Origin of the sequence: Sphingomonas xinjiangensis, assembly GCF_014199255.1 — a bacterium.
GTDB lineage: Bacteria > Pseudomonadota > Alphaproteobacteria > Sphingomonadales > Sphingomonadaceae > Sphingomonas > Sphingomonas xinjiangensis.
Genome location: NZ_JACIJF010000010.1, coordinates 115,231 through 130,451, shown reverse-complemented (window position 1 = coordinate 130,451; position 15,221 = coordinate 115,231). Strand labels below are relative to the sequence as shown.

The 15,221-nt window shown below is 64.5% G+C and carries 12 protein-coding genes and 1 tRNA gene; 7 read left to right on the top strand and 6 right to left on the bottom strand.

What is annotated here, in order from left to right; translation table 11 throughout:
- Positions 1 to 8 precede the first annotated feature (8 nt).
- Positions 9 to 416: a hypothetical protein gene (locus FHT02_RS15320; RefSeq protein WP_184089489.1), complete on the top strand. Its 408-nt coding sequence runs from the start codon at positions 9 to 11 to the stop codon at positions 414 to 416.
- Between the two features lie 17 nt (positions 417 to 433).
- Entirely contained in the window at positions 434 to 829 is a 396-nt protein-coding gene (locus tag FHT02_RS15315; RefSeq protein ID WP_184089486.1) for a hypothetical protein, read from the top strand.
- A 7-nt stretch (positions 830 to 836) separates the two neighbouring features.
- Here the strand turns inward: FHT02_RS15315 and FHT02_RS15310 are convergent, their stop codons facing one another.
- The 4 genes from FHT02_RS15310 to yajC are packed head-to-tail and all read right to left on the bottom strand — an operon-like array spanning position 837 to position 4,118.
- Positions 837 to 1,208 (bottom strand): Mth938-like domain-containing protein, encoded by a 372-nt coding sequence (locus FHT02_RS15310; protein ID WP_184089483.1) that lies wholly within the window; start codon positions 1,206 to 1,208, stop codon positions 837 to 839.
- Positions 1,205 to 2,170 (bottom strand): protein translocase subunit SecF, encoded by a 966-nt coding sequence (gene secF / locus FHT02_RS15305; RefSeq protein ID WP_184089480.1) that lies wholly within the window; start codon positions 2,168 to 2,170, stop codon positions 1,205 to 1,207. Before secF ends, FHT02_RS15310 begins: the two co-directional genes overlap by 4 nt.
- A gap of 11 nt (positions 2,171 to 2,181) precedes the next feature.
- Positions 2,182 to 3,777 (bottom strand): protein translocase subunit SecD, encoded by a 1,596-nt coding sequence (gene secD, locus FHT02_RS15300; protein WP_184089477.1) that lies wholly within the window; start codon positions 3,775 to 3,777, stop codon positions 2,182 to 2,184.
- The gene (gene yajC / locus FHT02_RS15295) at positions 3,777 to 4,118 is read right to left on the bottom strand and encodes a preprotein translocase subunit YajC (protein ID WP_184089474.1); all 342 of its coding nucleotides are present in this window, start codon (positions 4,116 to 4,118) and stop codon (positions 3,777 to 3,779) included. The genes secD and yajC overlap by 1 nt, the downstream gene beginning before the upstream one ends.
- A 140-nt stretch (positions 4,119 to 4,258) precedes the next feature.
- Between yajC and FHT02_RS15290 the strand changes: the two genes are divergently transcribed.
- Both FHT02_RS15290 and FHT02_RS15285 read left to right on the top strand, forming a co-directional pair.
- Positions 4,259 to 4,335: transfer RNA gene (locus FHT02_RS15290), tRNA-Pro, on the top strand.
- Between the two features lie 24 nt (positions 4,336 to 4,359).
- The gene (locus tag FHT02_RS15285) at positions 4,360 to 5,016 is read left to right on the top strand and encodes an alpha/beta hydrolase (protein WP_184089471.1); all 657 of its coding nucleotides are present in this window, start codon (positions 4,360 to 4,362) and stop codon (positions 5,014 to 5,016) included.
- Positions 5,017 to 5,146: 130 nt separating this feature from the next.
- Here the strand turns inward: FHT02_RS15285 and FHT02_RS15280 are convergent, their stop codons facing one another.
- Positions 5,147 to 7,432, bottom strand: a complete 2,286-nt coding sequence (locus FHT02_RS15280; RefSeq protein WP_184089468.1) for a TonB-dependent receptor plug domain-containing protein — start codon at positions 7,430 to 7,432, stop codon at positions 5,147 to 5,149.
- Between the two features lie 97 nt (positions 7,433 to 7,529).
- Between FHT02_RS15280 and FHT02_RS15275 the strand changes: the two genes are divergently transcribed.
- Positions 7,530 to 8,552, top strand: a complete 1,023-nt coding sequence (locus FHT02_RS15275; RefSeq protein ID WP_184089465.1) for a phytase — start codon at positions 7,530 to 7,532, stop codon at positions 8,550 to 8,552.
- 248 nt (positions 8,553 to 8,800) lie between these two features.
- Here the strand turns inward: FHT02_RS15275 and FHT02_RS15270 are convergent, their stop codons facing one another.
- A complete protein-coding gene (locus FHT02_RS15270) occupies positions 8,801 to 10,300 on the bottom strand; it encodes a porin (RefSeq protein ID WP_184089462.1) in 1,500 nt (499 codons plus the stop codon).
- A gap of 585 nt (positions 10,301 to 10,885) precedes the next feature.
- Here FHT02_RS15270 and FHT02_RS15265 point away from each other — a divergent pair.
- The gene (locus FHT02_RS15265) at positions 10,886 to 13,255 is read left to right on the top strand and encodes a TonB-dependent receptor (protein WP_343056965.1); all 2,370 of its coding nucleotides are present in this window, start codon (positions 10,886 to 10,888) and stop codon (positions 13,253 to 13,255) included.
- 88 nt (positions 13,256 to 13,343) lie between these two features.
- Complete coding sequence (locus FHT02_RS15260; RefSeq protein ID WP_246352432.1) at positions 13,344 to 15,173, top strand: methyl-accepting chemotaxis protein; 1,830 nt, start codon at positions 13,344 to 13,346, stop codon at positions 15,171 to 15,173.
- Positions 15,174 to 15,221 lie beyond the last annotated feature (48 nt).

The following is a 15,221-nucleotide window of genomic DNA, read 5'->3' as shown; positions in this document are numbered from 1 at the left end:
AGGTCCGAATGATCCGTCTCGCCGTTCCTGCCGCGTTGCTGCTCACGCTTGGCGCTACCAGTGCCGGGACCCAGACGCGCGCGCCCGACCGCGCTACGGCACGCGTGGAGAAGACGCTGGCGGGCCTGACGCCTGGGGCGCCGCAGCGCTGTCTGCGCCGCGACCGGGTGACGGAGCTTCGCACTGCGCCGAACGTCATCCTGTATGTCGCCGGACGCGACCGGGTGTGGCGCAACGACGTGGTCGGCGAAGGCTGCGCACGCGGATTGGCGCGGGGCGACATCGTCGTCTCGCGGAATCTGGTAAGCGGCGAATATTGTTCGGGCGACCTGATCCATATGAGAGTGCGTACGGGCGGGACGCTTACCGGCACCTGTTCGCTGGGGCAGTTCGTGCCCTATACCCGCAACCGATAGGCAGGAGAGGAAGCATCATGCGGACGGCGTGGATGATGGGTGTGCTGGCACTTGCGGGCTGCGCGTCGAGTTCAGAGATGCGCGCGACGCGGCAGGCCGAAGCTTCCGCCGCGCTGGCCAAGGAACTGGATGGACGGATCGCTGGCAAGCCGGTGAACTGCATCGGCAACAGCGCCAGCACACGGCCGATGATCATCGACGAGAACACGATCCTGTATCGCGAGGGCGGGCGCGTGTACCGCAACACGCTGGCTGCCGCCTGCCCCCGCCTGACCCCGTACAACACGATGATCACTGAGGTGCAGGGCGGTCAGTTGTGCCGCAACGATCGCTTTCGGGTGCTGGAACCCGGGACGACGATCCCGGGGCCCTATTGCCGGCTGGGGCAGTTCACGCCGTTCCAACGGCAGTGAGTGTGCTTCAGCCGAGCGGGTAGAGCGCGCCGGCGACCCAGCGCAGTTCGGCGCGCAGCACGCCCCAGGCGCGTGCCGCCGCGCGGCTGTCCATTATCTCCAGGCCGATGCCGCGCGCGGCGAGTGCCTTGGTGAGCGCGAGGGGCGGGCGGATGAGCTTGTCGCCGGTGCCGAGCAGGATGAATTCGGGCTGGGGATCGAGCGCGAGGAGCGGAGTGAGGTCGGATTCGGTCAGTTCGCCGATGGGTGGGGGCGACCAGCCGTCGGCGCGCTGGGGGGTGATCGCCAGCCCTTCGTAGACGTTCTCGTCGACGCGGAAACCGCGCCCCGCAAAGCCGGAGATCACCGGCCCGTCGGCGCTGCGGCGTTCCATCTTCATCCTTCGCGCGGTCCGACGCGTTCGGCGTTGGCAGCAGGGCTTGGCTTCTCTTCGCGCGGCCCGGGCTTGAGTCCAAGCGTGATGAGCAAGGACGAGGAGACGTAAATCGAAGAATACGTGCCGACGATCACGCCCAACATCATTGCCGCGGTGAAGCTGCGCAGCACATGCCCGCCGAAGATCAGCAGCGAGCCGAGCGCCAGCAGGATGGTGAGCGACGTCATGACGGTGCGCGGCAGCGTCTCGTTGACGGAGAGATCGATGAGTTCGGCCATGCCCATCTTGCGGTATTTGCGCATATTCTCACGAATACGGTCGTCGATCACCATCTTGTCGTTGATCGAATAGCCGATGATCGTCAGCACCGCGGCGACGATGTTGAGGTCGAACACCATCCAGGTCAGCGCGAAGAAACCCAGGGTCATCAGCACGTCGTGGAGGATGGCGACGGCGGTCGATACGCCGAATTGCCATTCGTAGCGCAGCCACGAGAAGATCGCGATGCCGATGATGGCGAGCAGCACGGCGAGCACACCGTTACGGATCAGTTCGTCCGACACCTTGCCCGAGACGGTGGAGTAGTTGGAGAAGCTGGCACCGGGGAATTTGGCCGCCAGCGCCGACTTCACGCGCTCCACCATCTGGTCGACCGCAGCCGGATCGCTAGAGTTGGGCACCGGCAGGCGGATCGTCACGGTGTTCTTGCCGCCAAGCTGCTGGAGCGTCGCCTCGCCGAAGCCAAGCCCGTTCACCGTCGAGCGCACCTCGTCGACCTGCGGCGCGTTGGTGAACTTTTCCTCGATCGAGACGCCGCCGACGAAGTCGACGCCCATGTTGAGACCGCGGATGCCCACCAGCGCCACGGCGGCGATGGTGAGCAGCAGCGTGACCGCAAAGGCGATGTGGCGGATGCGCACGAACCCGATGTTCGTGTTGTCCGGAATGAGTTTGAGGAGCCGCATGGGATGCGTCCTTAGATGTTGATTTCGGTGGGCCGGTTACGGCGCAACCAAAGGGTGACGAGCATGCGGGTGAAGACCACGGCGGTGAACACCGAGCTGGCGATGCCGATCAGCAGCACCACCGCGAAGCCGCGAACCGGGCCGGAGCCCAGGATCAACATGATCACACCGGCAATGGCGTGCGTCACGTTTGCTTCGAAGATGGTGCGGCTGGCTTCCTTATAGCCCAGTTCCACCGACTGCATGATGCTGCGGCCACGGCGGCGCTCTTCGCGGATACGCTCGTTGATGAGCACGTTGGCGTCGACCGCGGTACCGATGGTCAGCACGAAGCCGGCGATGCCCGGAAGCGTCAGCGTCGCGGTGAGCATCCCCATGACCGCCAGGATCACCAGCACGTTGAGCGTGACCGCGAAGGTCGCGTAGATGCCGAAGCGGCCATAGGTCAGCACCATGAAGGCGATGACCGCGACGATGGCGATGATCGATGCAGTGATGCCGGCGCGGATCGAGTCGGCGCCCAATTCGGGGCTGACCGTCGATTCCTGCACGACCTTCAAGTCGACGGGCAGCTTGCCCGAGCGCAGCGAAATGGCGAGCTGGTTGGCGCTCTCGACGGTGAAGCCGCCGTTGATCACCGCGCTACCGCCGAGGATCGGTTCGTTGATGCGCGGCGCCGAGATGACGACATTGTCGACTACGATGGCAAAGGGCTTGCCGCTGTTTTCCTGCGTCACCTTGGCGAAGCGGCGCGAGCCGGCGCCATCGAGCTGCAGGGTGACGCCCGGGGCACCGCTCTGCGGATCGAAGCTCTGGCTGGCGTCCACCAGCATGTCGCCGGTGATCATCGCGGTGCGCTGCACGGCGATGGGGCTGCCACCCTCCGCATAAGGCAGGACGATCGAGCCGGCCGGGGCGACGCCGCGGGCGAGATCGGCCGGGTTTGCGGTGGTGTCGACCAGGTGGAAGGCGAGCTTGGCGGTCTTGCCAAGCAAATTCTTGAGCGCGGTCGGGTCCTTGAGGCCCGGAACCTGCACAACGATGCGGTTGTCGCCTTCGCGCACCACGGTCGGCTCCAGCGTGCCGAGCGCATTGATGCGGCGGTCGACCACTTCGCGCGCGTCGTTCATCGCGGTTTCGATCGCCTGGTTCACGCCCGCCCCGGTGGGGGTAAGTACGAAGCGGCTGGAGTCGACGACGGACAGATCCCAGTCACGCTGGCCGGTGGTGCCAACGCCGCTGCCGATCAACGGCAGCAGCTTCTCACGCGCCGCGTCAACCTTGGCAGCATCGCGAACCATGAAGGACAGCTTGCCGCCCTGGATCGAGATGTCACCGATTTCGATACGCGGATCGCGGCGCATTTCGCTGCGCACCTGCTCGCGCATCTGCTCGAGACGGGCCTGCGCCACGTCCTTGGTCTCGGCCTCCAGCAGCAGATAACTGCCGCCGGCCAGATCGAGGCCCAGGTTGATCCCGGCCTTGGGGACCCAGGAAGGCCAGGTGTCGCGCACGTTCTTGGGCACGAAGCTGGGCACGGCGAGCAGGACCATCACCGCCAGGAAGGCGGAGATGGTCAGCACTTTCCAGCGCGGGAAATTCAGCATCAGTCGTTCGCGGGCTTGCCGCCCAACGGGCGGACTTCGGCAATGCTGCCCTTGAGAGAGCGGACGCGCATGCCCGGAGCAAGCTCGACTTCGACTTCGGTCTCATCGACCTTGGTCGCCTTGCCGATCAGCCCGCCGCCGGTGACGACGGTGTCGCCCTTCTTCACGGCTGCAATCGAGTCCTGCAGCGTCTTCATCCGCTTTTGCTGCGGACGGATCATCAGGAAGTAGAAGACGACGAAGATGAGGACGAGGGGCAGGAGCGACACGATGGCACCTGCGGTGCCTCCGCCCTGGGCTGCCGCGCCTGCGGCCTGTGCATATGCTGGAGTGGCGAACATGGTTTCCGGATGCCAAAAAGAGGGGGCGAAAACCGCCCCCGTTGAAGCCCGGGGCGCTACCATGCGGGCCTGCCACGTGCAACTATTGTAGCGGACGCTTGCATCGCGCGGCGAAGGGGCATAGAGGGCGGCGCCTCGGTCGGGGCGTAGCGCAGCCTGGTAGCGCATCACACTGGGGGTGTGGGGGTCGCAGGTTCGAATCCTGTCGCCCCGACCAAGTCACACCCAAACCTCCGGTGACATGTCCATGCAACAGTTGAACGGGCCGACGCTCCTTCCCGCGTCGGGCGGCAAGCCTGATTCGCTGGTCGTGCTGCTGCACGGCTATGGCTCCAACGGCGACGACCTGATCTCGTTCGCGCCGATGTGGCGGCGAATGCTGCCCCACACGCTGTTCGTCGCGCCCAACGCGCCCGAGCGCTGTCCGGGTGCGCCGGGTGGGTATCAATGGTGGGGCCTGCACGATCTGAGCCGACAAGCGCTGGCAGCGGGTGCCGCTCGGGCCGCGCCGGTGCTGGACGCGTATCTCGACGCGCTGCTGGCCGAGCATGGCCTGAGCGAGGACCGGCTGGTGCTGACCGGCTTCAGCCAGGGCACGATGATGGCGCTGCATGTCGGCGTGCGCCGCGCGCGCGCAGTGGCGGGAATCCTGGGCTATTCGGGCATGATCGCCGGGCAGTCGCTGGTCGACGCCGACGTGCGCGCCAAGCCGCCGGTGCTGCTGGTGCATGGCGATGCGGACCCGATCGTGCCGGTGTCGGCATATCACCATGCGATCGGCGAATTGGAGCGACTCGGCTTCGATGTGGCCGGGCATGTGTCGCGCGGGCTTGGTCATAGCGTCGACCCGACCGGGCTTCAGCTTGGTTCGGCGTTCGTGACGAAGGTGCTGGGCTGACCGGCTACGCTCCCAATTGGGAGCGGGAATTGCACCGGCCGCAAAGCCGCCGGTAGCTTCCAGCGCCGAAGCACTTCCTGAAGAGGGGAAGTGCCTGCGACACTTCCCCTCGGGCGTTCGGTGCGGCGTTTTAGAATGCGGCGCGCATGGTCAGCTGGACCAGCGGCCCTGAATGCTCGCGCTCGATCTCATATTCGTCGAGATCGCCGGCTTGCCGGTTCTCCAGGATCTCCGCGAGCGAGTCGCCGTCATATTTGCGGAAGTCCTCATACTTTACACGGTCGAGCAGGTTCTGCGCGGACAGGCGCACGACCACCGCGTCGCCGAACCGCTTTTCCACGAACGCCTCCAGGTCCGGATCGTAGCGCAGCCGCACCACCTCGTCGAAATTGGACTCGCTCGCCGCGCTGCGCCCTGAAATGGTCGAGCCGAAGCTGATTCCGGCACTGCGCACATTGTGGATGAAGCCGACATTGTAGACATGCTGCGGCTGGTTGTTGAAGCGGCGCTTCTCCCGCGTGAACGGGTCGGTCGTCTCGCTGTCGAGGTAGGTATAATTGGCGAAGATGCCGGTGTTGGGCATGCCGAACAGCGTCAGCGGCGCCGACAGATCGAACTCGACACCCCATGCCTTGCCGTCGCCGATATTCTGCGGAGTGAAGGCCTGGCCATCTTCATTGTCGGGATTCTCGCCCAGCGAGACCAGTTCGATCAGGTCGCTGACGTCGCGGTAGAAGAAATTGACGCCGGCGATGCCGTTGCGGCCAATGCGGTGCTCATATCCCAGATCAGCGCCCCAGGCACGCTGGTTGCGCAGCCCGGGATTGCCGGTGGTAATGTCGTCGTCGCCCGGTGTCTCCTCGTCAGTGAAGGGCGACAGCAAGTCATAATCCGGGCGGCGGATGGTGCGCGCCACCGATCCGCGGAACTGGCCATCCCCCACCGAATAGCGCAGGCTGAGGGAGGGATTGAGCAGATCGTCGCTGTAAGACGAAGTTCCGGCCACGGTCTCGCCGGTGACATCGCGGCGCGTGATCTCGTAGCGCACGCCGCCATCGATGCTGAGCGGGCCCGCGTCATAGCTCAGGCGGATATAGGGCGAATACCGGTCTTCCTTGATGCGGAAGCTGTTGGTGGCGAAGGTGCCATCGTTCACGCCGTCGCGCGACTTGAACAGCAAGTCCGAGCCGATCTTCGCCTTGAACGGATTGTCGCCGCCAAATTCACCGAACACCGTGGCGCTCCATTCCTGATCGGCAATGTCGAGCGTCTCGGCTTCGTCCAATTCGATATCGCCGTAATCGTCTTCGTTCTCGCCGACCAAGGTGGTGGTGTCGGTATTATCCTTGAACTTATTCCAGCCGCCGGCCACGCCGAGCGTGAACCCGCCGAGCGGAATGCGCGCGTCGCTGGTGATCGCGTAGCTCTGCTGCGAGATGCGCTCTCGCTGCACTTCGACGCCGTCGAAATCCAGGTCGGCGCCATCGAACGTCACCGACGTCTCGTCCTCATGCCGATCCGTGTCGACGAAGAAGCCGTTGATGCGGAGCCGCCCGCCTTCGCCGAACTGGTGGCTGATCTCAGCACTGCCCGAGATGTCGGTGCCGTCGCGGGTGTCGCTCTGCGCCTCGAAATTGTCGAATTCGGGATCGGTCGCGTAGTTGCTGTCGGCCACATCGGCGGGGAAGCGCTCATCGTCGGTGGTCGGTTCGCCACCGAAGCGGTACGATACCTTTTCCTTGGGGTTGCGGCGCTTCTGGTAGTTGAGCGCCGCCCAGTAATCGGTTGCCGCGCCGATCTTGCCGGCATAGGCCAGCGCCGCCGACGGGCGCACGCCGCCATCGCGGGTGTTGAGCAGCCCGGCCAGCTTCAGGAAGCCGCCCTCGAAGCTCGCCGCTTCCTTGGTCACCACGTTCAGCGTGCCGGCGATGCCATCGCTCGGCTGGTCGGGGCGCGGCGCACGGACGATCTCGATGCGCTCGACCAGCTCGGCGGGCAGGCGGTCGACGAAGAAGCTGCCGTCCGCGGAGCCGCCGGGCGCGCGCCGCCCGTTGATCAGGACATTGGTGAAGCCGCCGGGAAGGCCGCGGAACTGCACCTGGTCATATTCCAGCACGTCGGAGCTGAAGGTGGCGCCCGGCACGCGCTTCAGCATCTCGCCGACCGAGACCGGCTCGAACTTCTGAAAATATTCCAGGTCGTAGGATAGCACCGGGTTGGTATCGGTGGTGCGGTTGCGGAAGAAGATCTCGCCGGTGACGATGACTTCCTGCGCGCGCTGCTCGGCCTGTGCATCGTCGTTGCCGCCGGCGACCGGCTGTCCGGTTTCGGTGTCCTGGGCCGATGCCGCGATCGGCGTCATGCAGGCCGCGAGCGCAGCCAGCGCCGCTCCGCCCAGCAGGCGTGAAACAGTCATGTCATATCCCCCTTGCATCGCAGGCCATCGGCCCTTCGAATGCGGAGTGCTCAACAGGATGGACATGAAAATGCGGAGACGATTCGGCGTCGGTTCGATGACGGTTGCATTGCTTTTGTGCGGCTGCGCGGCGCAGACCGAGCGGCCACACCGCTTCAGCGCGCCCACGGCCAGCGTTCCGGCCGACGGGGAAACCGCCGCCGTTGCCACGCAGCTTGCCGACGCCGCCGATGATCCCGCGATCTGGACCGGGGCGAACGGCGTGTCCTTCGCGGGCAGGCAACATCCCGGCATCCTGCTTGGCACCGATAAGAAGGCCGGGCTCTATGTCTTCGCCCTGGCGGGCGACGTGATCCAGTTCCTGCCCGAAGGCTTGCTCAACAATGTCGACCTGCGCGGGGAGGGGCAGGGTTTCATCGCGGGCGCGTCCGATCGTGGCCGTATGGGCGTCGCGCTGTACCGCTTCGAAGGCGCCGGCCAGTTACGCCCCGCCGGGTTCATCAAGTCCGACCTGGCCGAACCCTATGGCTTCTGCATGGGCCGTGTCGCGGGCCAGCTCATCGCGGTGGTGATCGGCAAGGATGGCCAGGTTCGTGAGTATGACGTGAACGGGCAGGGGAGTGCCCTGTCGGGCACCGAGCGGCGCCGGTTCGCGGTCGGTTCGCAATCGGAAGGCTGCGCGATCGACGATGCCACCGCCACGCTCTATATCGGCGAGGAGATGAAGGGCGTGTGGCGCTACCCGCTACAAGGGGCGGCCACGCGCACGCTCGTGGCGGGTGTGGGCGACGGCCGACTCGTCGCGGATGTCGAAGGCGTCACGCTGTTGCGCGATGGCGGGGAGACCTTCCTGATCGTGTCGAGCCAGGGGGACGATGCGTTCGCGGTCTGGACCGTCGGCGCCGTCCCGGGGGTGGAGCGCTATGTCGGCCGGTTCCGCGTCACCGCCAAGGACGGCGTGGACGGCGTCAGCGGCACCGACGGCGTGGACGCCTGGTCGGGTGCCATCGGCGCTTATGGCCGCGGGCTGATCGCAGTACAGGACAATGTGAACGAAGGCGGCGCGCAGAACTTCAAGCTGGTGGACTGGGCTTCGATCCGCGCGGCATTGGGGCGATGATCGCTCCAGCTGTCACAAGCTGGTGGCAGCGGCGCCTTGATGACCGCGTGGCGAACGGTCGTAGCTATTGGCCTTCCACGCATGTGCTGCCCCACGGGACGGCACTGCGTCGACGGTTGAGCGGGTTGTCTTCTGTGGACCATGCCGATGGCGATGATCTGGTGCAGAAATAGTTTTTGCTTTTGACCAACAAGCAGCTTTGGCTCAGCCGCCGCTCTCAGGAGCGGCGGCTGGGGATAGCGGTTGTCTTAGAAAGTGACGCCGAAGCCGGCGCTCAGCGTCTGACCGCTGTCTTTGCCAGTATAGGCACCAGCGCGGTTGTTCGTCTTCCACTGGATGAAGTTCGCCTGGAAGCGGATGATGCTATCCAGATACCAGTTCATGCCCGCCGTGATTGCCGACCCGTCGCCAGCCGTCGAAAGGCCGGAATAATCGACATTTTCATACCGGGCGACAAGTTCGATCGCGCCGGGCCCACCGTCGAACACCGGGCGCAGCACGCGCGGCTGCGCGAACGTGCCGAGACGCGGATTGTAGGGGGGCAGATCGCCGGTGAGGAACCAGCCGGTCGAAAGGCTCCACGCCTTGGTTTCCAGATCCGGGCGTCCGGCGTTCAGGCGCGCTTCGCGGCGGCCTGCTTCGCCCATGACCCAGACCGGGCCGACATAGCCGCCGACTTCGGCACCATAGCCGGTGGTGCCGGTGCCGCCGACCAGCGTGCCGGTCGAAACACGCAAGGCGCCGTTGAAGCGGCCACCGATCACCGTGTTACGGGTGAGCGCGCCCGGGCTCTTCGACGACAATGCTTCGTCGAAGCCCCAAAGGCCCAAGTGCACCATTGACCGGTCGGTCTTGTATGGATTCCAGTGGGCGCGCGCGAGCACGGTGCGGCTGTCGTTTATGGCCTGGCTGGCATCGACGCTGTCGCCGCTGAGCGTGATCGAGGCGTGACCGGTGCTCCAGAATACACGGGGCATCAAGGCGATGCCGTAGAAGCCACGCTGCGGGATGATCGACGTGGCGACCACGTTGCGTTCCAGGAACGGGGGTGCGTCCGAACCGCTGGAGCCTTCAAAGCTGCGGTCGTTGAACATGTTGCCGAAGCGGACATCGTAGGAGATGGCGCCTACCGTGTCGCGCCAACCGACGAACATGGTGCCCACGTCCGACGTGTTTTCAGCGAAGTCGTTTTCGAACTGGTAGAAGAAGTGCGCGCCGACCGCGCCTTCGATGCCGATGCGCAACGCGCGGGCGCCCGTGGTGGTGATGTTGCGGCCTTCATAGTCAGAGCCGAAGGTCGTGCTGACATGATTGATGATGCGGCCGCGCACCTTGAACATGTACTTGCCGTCCGCCGAACGCAGTGTCGGCGCGCCGCCGCGCCATTCGGTCGTGACGTTGGAGACGTTCATCGCCGCGCGTGCCTGTGCAATGTCCTGATCCGCCGGGCCGGGCGGTATGATCTGCGGCGCGAAGGAGCTGGGCGCGTTCTCTTCGTTGGCGACCGCCATGCGGGTCGCGGGCGCAGCACTCTGTGGCGCGGGCATCGCGGCGCCGCCACCAGCGACGGAGCCGGCGCGCGAGCCTTCAATCTTGTCGAGACGGGCGCGCAGGGCGGCGAGTTCTTCCGACTGCGCCTTGATCAACGCGATAAGTTCAGACTGATCGGTCGATGCGGTCTGCGCAGAGGCCGGCGTTGCAAGCGCGATCGCGACCAGTCCTGCACCCGACAACAAGATCCTTTTCATTCGTTTCCCTGTTCGTTTGATTTTCGACGAGCGGTACGCCGTCCGTCGTCATCATAGGAGGCGCTGTCCCCTGGCAGGCGGTGCCGCGAGAAATAATTGGGAAACAACACGCCATGATTGCGACTTCGCGTCGCTGTGTTGCCGTTTAGGCACGATCGAGGAAACCGGGGCATCCGCTTATCGCGTCTCGCCCAGATCCCATCGCCGAGCCGGGTGCTGTATCGCTTTAGGCCTGAACACAGGTCGCAAGCAGTTCGTCAAAGCGACGAGCTGCGTTGCCGCGCTCACTTTGCACCGCGGCGAAGGTCCAGCCGTGCGTCCAAATTGCATGGCTTTGCACGTCTTCGCAGAAACCCGTCCTACAATGTGAGTTGTCTTCGCGGGGGGTGAGGGCAGCACAAGAAGGCTCAGGCCCATCTGAGCTATGGTGATGTGGGTTTAATAGTGAACAAGAACGCTCTTCTGATCGCGGCAGCGCCTCTAGCGATCCTGACTTCGGCCGCGCAGGCTCAAGTGGCACCGGGGTCGGCGAATGAATCCGGAACTACTGAGTCTACGAAGAAGCGCGAGGTTTTCTCAACTGGCGTGGCGAAGGGCCGCGACCGGCTAGACGCGGCGATCTCCACCAGCGCGCTTCAAGGTGAGGAAGTCGAGAAGCTCGGCGCTTCCTCCGTTGCCGAGATCGTTCGCAACATCCCCGGTATCCGGGTCGAAGCATCTGCGGGTGTCGGCAACAACAGTTACACCATTCGCGGGCTTCCGCTCGCTTCCTCGGGCTCCAAATATCTGCAGTTTCAGGAAGACGGCCTGCCGATCCTGGAATTCGGCGATTTTGCATTCCTGAGCCCGGACCTGTTCCTGCGCAACGACCTGAACCTTGCCGCAGTGGAGGCTATCCGCGGTGGATCGGCGTCCACCTTTGCGTCGAACGCGCCGGGTGGCGTGATCAACTTCATCTCGCAGTCCGGTGAAGAAGAAGGCGGCGCGATCCAGGCAAGCGCCGGGCTGGATTACGAATCCTACCGGACCGACTTCCGCTACGGTGGGCGCCTGAGCGACACGCTGCGGTTCCATGTCGGCGGTTTCTACCGCGAAGGCGAAGGCCCGCGCGAGGCGGGCTACACCGCCTATCGCGGCGGCCAGATCAAGGCCAACATCACCAAAGAGTTCGATGGCGGCTATATCCGCCTGAACGGTAAGTATCTGGACGATCACGCTCCGACCTACACCCAGTATCCACTGGCGGTGAGCGGTACGAACGATGATCCCACCTACGAGACGCTGCCGAACTTCAATCTGCGGCATGACACGCTGTTGTCGCGTAACATCACCAACGTGCTGAACCGTGACGGCGACAATCAACTACACCGCGACGATCTCCGGGACGGCATGCATGCCGTTTCCAAGGCTATCGGTCTGGAATCGCAGATCGACCTGGGCGGTTGGACGGTAACAGAGCGCTTCCGCTATGCCGACATGTCAGGCAAGCTGATCCAGAACTACCCTGTGGCCGTCGGTCCAGCGGGTGTGGTGGCTTCGACGCTGGGCGGTCCGCGTGCGACGCTGCGATATGCGACCGGCCCGAATGCAGGTCAGGCGATCGCTGATCCGGCTTCGCTGAACGGCAACGGCCTGCTGGCCGCTTCGCTGCTGATGGACTTCCACCTCAACAGCATGGCGAACATGACCAACGATCTGCGCGCCAGCCGCGTGTTCGAATTGGGTGCCGGCAAGCTGACGGTAACGGGCGGCTTCTACAAGGCGCGCCAGACGCTGGACACCGACTGGTTGTTCAGCTCGATCGTTTCCGACGTGAACGGCGATGGCGAAGCGGCACTGGTTGACGTGACCACCGCGACCGGCGTGCCGCAGACCCAGGCGGGTGTGTTCGGCTATAGCGCAATTCTGGTGAATGCCGGATCGCGCCGCAAGTATGACGTCGATTTCCACACCAACGCGCCCTACGGCTCGATCAACTATCATGTCGGCAAGGTCGCGATCGGCGGCAGCATCCGGTCCAACAGCGGCAAGGCCGAAGGATCGGTTTTCGGGTCCGAGTTGGGCGGCGGCCGCGTGGGCATCGCGCCGTTCGATGCCGACGGCAATGGCGTGATCACGCCAGCGGAAGCGCGCAGCAGCGTGCTGCCGCTTACCACCCCGGCGCCGGTCGACTTCGACTACAATTATGTCAGCTACTCGGCAGGCATCAACTATCGTGTCGCAGAGCCGCTGGCGTTGTTCGCGCGCTACAGCCGCGGCGGACGCGGTGCCGCCGACCGTGTGCTCTTCACCCCGGCGGTGAGCCCCGTCTGCGGTGATCTGCTGGACAATGCGGACGCTTACGACACCGTCAAGCAGGCGGAAGTCGGCGTGAAGTACCGCCGGGACGATTTGAGCCTCAACCTGACGGGCTTCTGGGCACAGACGAACGAGCGCAACCTGCAGATCAACGCCAGCGGCGGTGCCGGTGTCGTGGCGCAGGTGGAGCGCATCTTCCGCACCTATCGCGCCGTCGGGCTCGAGTTCGAGGGCAGCTACAGCTATGGGCCGTTCAGCATCAGTGCCGGCGCAACCTGGACCGATGCGTCGATCGAGGGCGACGAGTTCAATGCGGCGGTGATCGGCAACACGCCGCGACACCAGCCCGACCTAATCTTCGAGGTCACGCCGCAGTTTGAAACCAAGGCGTTCACGATCGGTACGAACATCATCGGCACGACCGGCAGTTTCGCGCAGGATTCTAACCAACTCCGCATGCCAAGCTATACGCTGGTCAACGGGTTCGTGCAGTACCGCCTGTCTGACCAGGTGCAACTGTCGCTGACGGCCAACAACCTGTTCGACGTGCTGGCGCTGACCGACGTGACGCAGCCGGCAATCCCTGCGACCGGAGTTGTTACCGCCCGTGCACTGAATGGGCGCACCGTCGCGGGCGCGATCCGTTTCTCCTTCTAAACCAGCTCCGCGGCAACGCTCTTGCCGCGGAGCCTACCAACAAGACCGACCGAACTAAAAGAGGGGCCGCCAACTTATGCTGACATCGATGAAAATTCCCAGAAAGCTGGCGTTGTCCTTCTTGATCGTCTGTGCCTCGGCGGCAGCGATGATGGCAGTCTTCTTTACCAACATCTCGCTGATCAAAACTGCAACGGCCGATAACAACGCGGCGCAGTCGAAATACGCCAAGGCGCTTGGCCTGGAGACGGCGCTGCTGCGCCAGAACAGCCAGATGCGCGGTTTCCTCGTCACGGCCGATGAAAGCTACCTCAAGTCCTACTATGAAGGGCGCGATGATTACGATCGCGACTCCGCCGAGTTGGAGCGCGAGCTGGAAGATCCGGCGTTGCGCGCTGCGGTAGTGAAGTCTCGCGAGGAAACGGTCGCTTGGCGTGAAAAATGGGGAGATCGGCTGATCAAGCTCGTCAAGGGCGGGCAGCGGGACGCTGCACAGGCCGAGGTGCAGTCCGCCGGTAAGGCCGTTCTGGTGAGCGCAGCTGTGCTACCGTTGCGCGATATCCGCGACTCCGCGATGAAGTCGATCGAAAGCGGATCGGCGACGCAGGAGACCGCGATCAAGTCCGCCACCACGGTGCTGATCGTCGGTGGTATCTTGTTGATCGGCATTGCCATCACGCTGGCCATAGTGCTCAGCCGCTTGATCGCCGCTCCCATCAGCGGGCTGACCAACACGATGGCGCAATTGGCGTCGGGCCGCAACGACCTCGAGGTGGCGAGCACCAGTCGCGGCGATGAATTGGGCGACATGGCCCGGGCCGTGCTGGTGTTCCGCGATGCCGCACGGGCAAAGCAGGCGGCGGAAGCTGCTTCGGCCAAGGCCGAAGCCGAACAGAAGATGGTCGTAGAAACAATCTCCTCGCAGCTTGCAGAGGTTGCAGCCGGCAACCTTACCGCGACGATCACACGCGAGTTCCCTGCCGAATACGCGTCGGTACGCAGCAACTTTAACGCTGCGGTGGAAAGCCTGCGGGATCTGATCGCCTCGGTGATCGAGTCGGCCCATTCGGTGCGCACCGGATCGGGCGAAATCGCCCAAGCGTCGGAGGACCTGGCCCGGCGGACGGAGGCGAATGCCGCCAGCCTGGAGCAGACCTCCGCTGCGGTGACGCAGATGGACAGCCGCCTGAAGACCACAGCCACGGCCGCGAACGAAACCGTTGACCGCGCCAATGGCGCGATCAGCACCGTCGCGAACGGGCGTTCCGTGGCCGAGGAAGCCGTTCAGGCAATGAGCCGCGTCGCGGACAGCGCCAAGGGCATCGACGGCGTCATCGAAGGACTGGACAAGATCGCGTTCCAGACGCGTGTTCTGGCGATGAACGCTGCGGTGGAAGCGGGCCGCGCAGGCGAAGCGGGACGCGGCTTTGCCGTGGTGGCCGATCTGGTCTCCGCACTCGCAATGCGCGCGGAGGAAGAGGCTGGCCGCGCCCGCGACCAGCTGACCGCGACGCAGACCGACATCGTCGCTGCCGTCGACATGGTGCAAAAGGTGGACACGGCGCTGGAGCATATCTCCGGCGATGTCGGCGAAGTGCACGCGCTTCTTGGACGCATTGCGCTGGACAACCAGGCGCAGTCGACCGCGATCACGCAGGTGAGCACCGCCATCGGCACGATGGATCATTCGACTCAGCAGAATGCGGCGATGGTGGAGCAGACGTCCGCAGCGGCGCGCAATCTGGCCAGTGAAGTGACGCAACTGGCCGACAAGGCAAGTCAGTTCCGCGTGTCGAGCGGCGGTGCACCCCGTCCGCAAAAGGCAAGCTTCACTGGCGGTACACCCAAGCGACTTCCGCCAAAGGCAGTTGCGGCCTTGGTCCGGAACACGAGCAGCGACGACTGGCGCGAATTCTGAGCGTGACCGTCGTCGGGGCAACCGGCGGTTGCCCGAAACATGCCCGTT